Source organism: Pontibacterium sp., assembly GCF_041587635.1.
Taxonomy (GTDB): domain Bacteria; phylum Pseudomonadota; class Gammaproteobacteria; order Pseudomonadales; family Balneatricaceae; genus Pontibacterium.
The window spans coordinates 1-2,270 of record NZ_JBFGYC010000612.1 but is presented as its reverse complement, the minus strand read 5'-3'; the positions used below and the strand labels follow the sequence as shown (position 1 = coordinate 2,270).

Here is a 2,270-nt window from a genome sequence, read left to right as displayed (position 1 = left end):
GTACTCTCCCGAGCAAAGGGGGGGGTATATGAAATGCTGGCGATTGGTCGAGGTTTGTCAAAAGAGCGTTTGCACCGCTTTTTCTCGGATCGTGGTGATGGCTGTTGGGCTGTTAATCCTGATATTAAATCCAGGGTTCGGTTTAACAGCTTGAACCTGTTGGGATCATATACGAGCCTGGGGCAGTTTGATGTTGTGTTTTGCCGCAACGTTTTGATCTACTTTTCGACCGAGCGCAAGATCGAAATCCTCAGAAAAATTCATAAGTCCCTGAAGCCTGGCGGCTATCTGCTGTTGGGTGCGTCGGAATCCCTGTCAGGTTTGAACGACTGTTATAAAATGATCCATTGCCGTCCCGGCATCATCTATCAGGCAATCTGATAGAGTCTCTTGCCGCTTGGCGGCAAGAGGGCGGTAGGTTGTTGCCGCATGCCTCTCGTTTTACCCCATTAATAATTCTTAATATCCCGTAATTAGGGACTTTTCTTTAATTGGCATCGTTCTTGCTTTTTCTGTCTTAGATTCATTCCAGAGGCAGGGTTATGGCAATTTCTTTCGATAAAGCACTTGGTATTCATGATGACGCGATGTTGTTGCGTAGTCGTCGTGCTGAAGTGATCGCAAATAATATTGCCAATGCCGATACACCAAACTACCAGGCTCGAGATATCGATTTCAAAAGTATCCTGGCAGGTGTTTCGAATGAACCCAGGTTGCAGGTTACGAAAACGGATGGTGGTCATGCCTCAGGATTCCTGAATCCTGATATGGCGGCGGATCTGATGTATCGGATCCCGTCTCAGGCATCGGTGGATGGAAATACTGTGGAAGTGCAGGAGGAGATGGCCAGCTACACTGAAAATGCGCTGGCTTTTCAGTCTTCCTTTACGTTTGTGGATAAAAAGTTCAAAGGTTTAATGAACGCCATTAAGGGTGAATAAGCATGTCGCTGGGTAATATATTTGGTATCGCCGGTTCGGCAATGAGTGCTCAGACGGTACGTCTGAACACTACCGCAAGTAACTTGGCGAATGCTGAGAGCATCAGCTCCAGCGTAGACGAGACTTATCGGGCGCGTAAGCCGGTGTTCTCTCTGAAGGCTGCTGACCTGGACGCTCCGTTTGCGCAGAGTGACGTGACTCAGGCGCAAGGTGTAGAAGTGCTGGGTATTGTCGAAAGTGATGCGCCATTGCGTCAGGAGTACAACCCGAATCACCCGATGGCTGATGAAGAAGGGTATGTGTATTACCCCAACGTCAATGTCGTGGAAGAGATGGCCGACATGATCTCGGCGTCACGCTCTTTCCAGATAAATGCTGAAATAATGAATACTGCCAAGCAGATGGTACAGCGTACCTTGTCTCTGGGTCAGTAATAGAATTTGAAACCTGAGGGTATAAGCCATGGCTGATATTAATGGCGTAAACCAAAACACCAGCGTATATGAGCAGATCAATACGCAAAATAAGCAGAATTCAACGGCAACCGGGACCTCGCAATCCCAGGAAACCAGCGAAATGTTTATGCAGCTGATGATCGCTCAGCTGAAGAATCAGAGTCCGACCAGTCCGGCGGAAACAACTGATTTTATGCAGCAGATCTCAAGCATGAGTTCAGTAGAAAGTATTGCTAATTTGAACTCAACAGTTGAGCAAATGAGCACTTCTTTAATGAATAGTCAGACTGCGTTACAAGCCTCTTCTATGGTTGGACAAACTGCTTATATTAAAACAGATAAAGGTATTTTACCTGAAGGTGGTAGCGTTAAGGGCGTCGTGGCGCTTCCGGCTAGTGCCTCTCAAGTTCGAGTTTCTATCTATGATAAGTCTGGCTCTTTGGTTGATCGTGTCTTTTTGGGGGCGAGAGGCGTTGGGGATCATGATTTTGAATGGAATAAAGATGATGCTCTTCCTGGTGAATATCAAATGGTCGCGGAGGCGCAGGTAGGGGACGAGTTTGAAACAGTGCAGAGCTTTATCGGTTACTCCGTGAATAGTGTGACTCTTGGTCAAAATGGTATAGGTATGGCGCTTAATACTGATGCAGGGTCTGTTGGTATTAATGATGTTCGGCAACTGGGAAAAGGTTAGGAGACGACAATGGCAGGTTTTAATACAGCTGTTACAGGTTTGAAGGCTGCACAGACTGATTTGGATGTGACAGGTAATAACATTGCGAACTCAAGTACTGTCGGCTTCAAAGCATCGCAGACTCAGTTTGGCGACATTTATGCGACTGCGGTAGTGGGTGCTGGTGCTGCTAACGTTGCC

General features: G+C 47.0%; 5 protein-coding genes. All 5 read left to right on the top strand.

All coding sequences use genetic code 11. The features are described from left to right. A partial coding sequence (locus tag ABYW01_RS19790) for a protein-glutamate O-methyltransferase CheR (protein WP_372836117.1) occupies positions 1-381 on the top strand: 381 nt, incomplete at its 5' end. 161 nt (positions 382-542) lie between these two features. Next, positions 543-941, top strand: coding sequence for a flagellar basal body rod protein FlgB (gene flgB / locus ABYW01_RS19785; protein ID WP_372836115.1), 399 nt, complete (start codon positions 543-545; stop codon positions 939-941). Positions 942-943: 2 nt separating this feature from the next. Continuing rightward, positions 944-1,375 carry a flagellar basal body rod protein FlgC gene (gene flgC / locus ABYW01_RS19780; RefSeq protein WP_372836113.1) on the top strand — a complete coding sequence of 144 codons (432 nt, stop codon included), beginning with the start codon at positions 944-946 and terminating at the stop codon, positions 1,373-1,375. Positions 1,376-1,403: 28 nt separating this feature from the next. Then, positions 1,404-2,090 (top strand): flagellar hook capping FlgD N-terminal domain-containing protein, encoded by a 687-nt coding sequence (locus ABYW01_RS19775; protein WP_372836111.1) that lies wholly within the window; start codon positions 1,404-1,406, stop codon positions 2,088-2,090. 9 nt (positions 2,091-2,099) lie between these two features. Next, positions 2,100-2,270, top strand: a 171-nt coding sequence (locus ABYW01_RS19770; protein ID WP_372836119.1) for a flagellar basal body protein, incomplete at its 3' end; no start/stop codon positions are given.

What these genes read in the sequence shown, in the direction of transcription:
- flgB (WP_372836115.1), top strand. Translation starts at nt 543, where the DNA reads ATGGCAATTTCTTTCGATAAAGCACTTGGTATTCATGATGACGCGATG.
- flgC (WP_372836113.1), top strand. Translation starts at nt 944, where the DNA reads ATGTCGCTGGGTAATATATTTGGTATCGCCGGTTCGGCAATGAGTGCT.
- ABYW01_RS19775 (WP_372836111.1), top strand. Translation starts at nt 1,404, where the DNA reads ATGGCTGATATTAATGGCGTAAACCAAAACACCAGCGTATATGAGCAG.